This window comes from Paenarthrobacter sp. CM16 (genome assembly GCF_013179505.1).
In the GTDB taxonomy this organism is placed as follows: domain Bacteria; phylum Actinomycetota; class Actinomycetes; order Actinomycetales; family Micrococcaceae; genus Arthrobacter.
Genome location: NZ_JABMCX010000347.1, coordinates 1 through 4269, shown reverse-complemented (window position 1 = coordinate 4269; position 4269 = coordinate 1). Strand labels below are relative to the sequence as shown.

The following is a 4269-nucleotide window of genomic DNA, read 5'->3' as shown; positions in this document are numbered from 1 at the left end:
GGTGAGGATGCCCAAGGGGATCTCCGCCGGTTGGGCGATGGTGCGTGCCAGGAGGTCGGTGAACATGAGGAACAGGGCGCCGCCGAAGATCGTGACCGGGAGCATTTTTCGATGGTCCGAGCCAACCAGGATGCGCGCCGCATGCGGCACCACCAGGCCAACGAATCCGATTCCACCGCAGACCGCAACCGTAGTGGCGGTCAGCAGCGCGGTAGCCAGAAGAAGCGTTCGACGCATCGATTCCACATTTACTCCCAAAGCCGTGGCGGTTTCGTCACCGGCCAGGAAGGCGTTGAGGGCACGGGAGCGCAACATGGCGAAAACACCCACAGCCAGCAGAGCGAATCCGGGGAGCAGCAGTTGCGGGTATGTGGCCGCAGAGACGCTACCCAGCAGGAAGAACAGCACACTGTAGACGTTCTGCGCGTCAGTGGTGATGGTGAGGAAGTTCGTGATGGCAGCCAGCAGGGAGCCAAGGGCTACGCCGGCCAAAATCAAGCGGGAGGGCGCGATGACGCCATCCTGTTTTGCCAGCAGATACACCAGGGCCGTCGCTGCAGCAGCCCCTACGAAGGCCGAGGCGTTCAAGCCGATGCCTGCCACCGCCGTCGAACCCGCCACGATGGCAAGCACCGCGCCCACTCCGGCCCCGGCCGAAACGCCAAGAATGTAGGGCTCAGCGAGGGGGTTGCGGACATTTGCCTGCAGCAGTGCACCGGCTAATGCGAGGCTGGCACCGGCGGTTCCTGCCAGCAGGGCCCTCGGTACGCGAAAGCTCCACACAGCTTGGTCCTGGGACACGCTGAGCGAGCCGTCGGTCATCCAAGGCATGCCCGGAATCAGGTGGCCGGTCATGATCTGCAGGGATTCGATGAAGGTGGTCTGAAGTGGTCCTGTGCTGCCCGAAACCACCAAAAGTACCAGGATGCCTAGTGCCAGGGACGGCGTTAGCAGCCGTTCAAGGGCCGTTCTGCGGGGGATCGGCGGTGGGGCAGTGGGGCTGATGCCGGAACCACTGGGGAGACGGGAGAGGTCAGCGGTCATAGGAGTGTCCAATCACACCCGAAGCTTAGCTTAACTGAGACTCATTCGCATTTACCGTGCTTGTCTCGTCGAATGAGGTCAACCCGGCGTGGGTAGAGTCCGCTTGCTCGGTCAAGCCCTTGACGTCGCACTTGCATTTTGCAAGTATGAGGCATGAGTCTTTTCATTACCTGCCCGGTTGAGAGTGTCGAGCGCGCGACCACCTTCTATGCCGCCCTCGGTTGGACCATGAACGCGGAGATGTCCGACCACAACGTCTCCTGCTTCATGATCGCGCCCGAGCAGTACGTCATGCTCGGAAGCCGGGAGATGTATGCAAGCGTCGGAGGTGCCGAGGAGTTGGTCGGCGGACCGGGCACACCCTCGAAGGTCACGGTCTCATTCGACTTGGGCAGTCGGGAGGCGGTCGATGAGCTCACCGAGCGCGCTGGCGCCGCCGGCGGGCGGATCGGTGACACCGACGACTATCCCTTCATGTACCAGCGCCAATTCGATGACCCGGACGGCTACCATTACTCGCCATTTTGGATGAAGCCGGACGCCGATCAGGGCGCGTGAGCAATCTCGCCGCAGCCCTCGACGTCGTCGGGTCGCGGTGGGCCCTCCTCATTGTGGAGCGACTGCTCGACGGGCCGCAGCGCTATGGCGATCTGCAACGCGATCTTGGAGTACCTACGAACATACTTGCGACCCGCCTGCGCGAGCTCGAGACAGCCGGTGTGTTATTCCGACTGCCGCTACGGCACAACACCCGGGCCTACGCGCTGACTGATCGCGGGCTCGCCTTGCGTGAGGCGATCATCGCGCTGGCGCGATGGGGTGGCGAGGAACGGTCTTGATGTGGCGGGAAGCGCGATGCCACCCAACAAGCTCACGGCAGATATGGAGCCACCGCCGGATCACGGACTAGTCTTAGGACCACCAAACGATGTTGGGGGCGCGGGGATGAAGCCAATAATTGTTGATGGCGGCAAGGGAACGGTCGAACTGGATGCCGAGGGAGTTCTTCGCCTCGTCTGGAATCCGGGGACTGTCCTGACGGCAGACGACGTGCGCTCGGCGATGATGACAATCAACGACGTCGCCGACGGTTCCGAGTACCCGATGCTGATTGACATAACGAACACTAAGACCGTTACCCGCCAGGCCAAATCCGTTTTCAGCACCAAGTGCGCGGCTTCGCGGATTGCCTTGGTCGGCTCCAATCCTGTCAACCGCGTCATTGCCAATTTTGCCATGGCGCGGCGGACTCTTCCCTGTCCGACCCGGTTCTATCCCTCCCAGGATGAGGCCCTGGCCTGGCTCCTCACCGATCCGTATTCCTGACGCTACGGACTTTGGGAGGTTCCCGAGACCGTAAATGGTTCACTGGAGTATGACCATGGGCGAACTCCGGACTGTGATGACTGAGGACCTCGAGATTGCATACTACGACGACGGTCCGGCCGACGGGGCGGTTGCGGTGCTCCTCCACGGTTTCCCCTACGACGTCCTCAGCTTCCAAGCAGTTGCCCCGTTGTTGGCGGAGCGCGGAATTCGTTCCATCACTCCTTACCTCCGCGGGTACGGTGGGACCCGGTTCCGGAAGGCCGCGACGCCTCGCTCCGGCCAACAAGCGGCCGTCGGACAGGATCTGCTCGATCTCATCGATGTCCTGGAATTGCAGCGCCCAGTGGTCGCCGGGTATGACTGGGGCGGCCGGGCGGCCTGCATTGCCGCAGCCGTGCGCCCCGAACGCATTGCCGGGCTTGTGACAGTCGGGGGCTACTCGATCCAGGACATCGCCTCGTCGGTGGAGCCGGCAGCCCCGATGGAGGAGTATCGGGACTGGTATCAGTGGTACTTCAACACCGATCGAGGACGCGCAGGGCTTCAGGCCAACCGGGATGAATTGTGCAGCCTGCTGTGGCGATTGTGGTCACCGGAATGGGCTGACGCCGGCGAGGCCTACACCTCCAGCAGTCCCAGTCTGCACAACCCGGACTTCGTTGATGTCGCGGTGCATTCCTATCGCCATCGCCATCGGGCCGCGGATGGTGACGATCGTTTTGACGAGCTCGAGGCGTTTCTGGCGAAATCGCCTCCCATCTTGGTGCCAACGATTTCACTCGACGCACTGGCCGACGGGTTCGGGCCGGACGACTCTGAGCGGGACCGGAAGCACTTCGCCGGTCCGTTCGAAGTCCGCAGGCTAAAGGGAATAGGGCACAACGTGCCCCAAGAGGCCCCTCTGGCGTTCGCCAACGCTGTCGCCGACCTTCTCCTACGCCCCTAAGCCGTCCGGTTGAATCCGAAAATAAGCGTACTTACGCCTATGCGTCTTCCCGGTCCGGGTTTTCCAGTCGGAAGAAGTTCGATTGGCTGCCGTCCGAGCGTTGTTCCTGATAGATGAAGTTCAGGCGGCGGGCATCGAAAGTGTTGAACCATTCTTCCCAGCTCACGCGCCGGAGATTGTTATCTTTGTCTTGAAAATCAATACGGAGTACGCCCAAGTGATCCCCGTGTTCAGTGCCTTCAACAGTTGCAGGCACCCCGCCGCGTTCCTCGGCCCACTGCTTGATGACTTCATGATGCGTTGTTACGAGGCTCCTTCCTTCCCGCTCGGGCTCGTCCTCTGGAGAAGTGACCTGCTGTGAGTATTTCAACGAGCTGGAGGACGCTTCGCCGGTCCGGATCTTGCCGTCGTCCGGCCCGGCGCCAACTGAGTCAGGGCCGTCCTGTTTCCGTTGTTCACCGGAGGAGCGTGCTTCGGCCACTTCGTGCACCAGCTCCTCCTTGCGCATGTCCGAAACGCCGCTGATGTTCTCCTCCCGGGCTTCCTGTCGGAGTTCATCAACCTTCATTCCACGAAGTTCCGTTTCGCTCACCCCGGGCGTGTTCGGCGTCTGATTGCCGGGCTTCTCGTTCATGGACACTCCTTCAGTCGGGACCGGATATTTATAAGGGTACTTACTGTCTATTCCCTTCGGAAGGCGCCGTCAAGATTCACCGGCCCTGCGGAGCTCAATGGGCCGCCAAGATGGCTGATGGCTACAGCTGTCTTGGGATCTTGAGGCAATCTTGAGGTTTCCCTGACTGATTCTTGAGGATTACCCAGCACCTTATATATGTCTGGGCAAGAGCGTAGGCGTACTGGGTGGCAGGTCTTGCAGTGGGCCGCCACTCAGATCCCACCTCACCTTTGGGCGATGTTTCCAACCCATCCTGCGGATCCATCGCGTGGTT

6 protein-coding genes are annotated in these 4269 nt (G+C 61.3%); 4 read left to right on the top strand and 2 right to left on the bottom strand.

The features are described 5' to 3' along the window. On the bottom strand, positions 1-1044 hold a 1044-nt coding region (locus HP499_RS21335), incomplete at its 3' end, for an iron ABC transporter permease (RefSeq protein WP_172326115.1). A 153-nt stretch (positions 1045-1197) separates the two neighbouring features. Between HP499_RS21335 and HP499_RS21330 the strand changes: the two genes are divergently transcribed. From HP499_RS21330 to HP499_RS21315, 4 genes are all read left to right on the top strand, one after another. Next, positions 1198-1602 (top strand): VOC family protein, encoded by a 405-nt coding sequence (locus HP499_RS21330; protein ID WP_172326114.1) that lies wholly within the window; start codon positions 1198-1200, stop codon positions 1600-1602. Further along, positions 1599-1883 carry a winged helix-turn-helix transcriptional regulator gene (locus HP499_RS21325; RefSeq protein WP_172326113.1) on the top strand — a complete coding sequence of 95 codons (285 nt, stop codon included), beginning with the start codon at positions 1599-1601 and terminating at the stop codon, positions 1881-1883. Before HP499_RS21330 ends, HP499_RS21325 begins: the two co-directional genes overlap by 4 nt. A 106-nt stretch (positions 1884-1989) precedes the next feature. After that, positions 1990-2370, top strand: a complete 381-nt coding sequence (locus tag HP499_RS21320) for an STAS/SEC14 domain-containing protein (RefSeq protein WP_172326112.1) — start codon at positions 1990-1992, stop codon at positions 2368-2370. 34 nt (positions 2371-2404) lie between these two features. After that, positions 2405-3319 carry an alpha/beta fold hydrolase gene (locus HP499_RS21315; RefSeq protein ID WP_253951730.1) on the top strand — a complete coding sequence of 305 codons (915 nt, stop codon included), beginning with the start codon at positions 2405-2407 and terminating at the stop codon, positions 3317-3319. A gap of 37 nt (positions 3320-3356) precedes the next feature. Here HP499_RS21315 and HP499_RS21310 read toward each other — a convergent pair whose 3' ends face one another. Then, positions 3357-3953: a Rho termination factor N-terminal domain-containing protein gene (locus HP499_RS21310; RefSeq protein ID WP_172326111.1), complete on the bottom strand. Its 597-nt coding sequence runs from the start codon at positions 3951-3953 to the stop codon at positions 3357-3359. Positions 3954-4269: the final 316 nt, after the last annotated feature.

Bases quoted from the DNA above. Each gene is read 5' to 3' on its own strand.
- HP499_RS21330 (WP_172326114.1), top strand. From the start codon at position 1,198: ATGAGTCTTTTCATTACCTGCCCGGTTGAGAGTGTCGAGCGCGCGACC.
- HP499_RS21320 (WP_172326112.1), top strand. From the start codon at position 1,990: ATGAAGCCAATAATTGTTGATGGCGGCAAGGGAACGGTCGAACTGGAT.
- HP499_RS21315 (WP_253951730.1), top strand. From the start codon at position 2,405: ATGGTTCACTGGAGTATGACCATGGGCGAACTCCGGACTGTGATGACT.
- HP499_RS21310 (WP_172326111.1), bottom strand. From the start codon at position 3,953: ATGAACGAGAAGCCCGGCAATCAGACGCCGAACACGCCCGGGGTGAGC.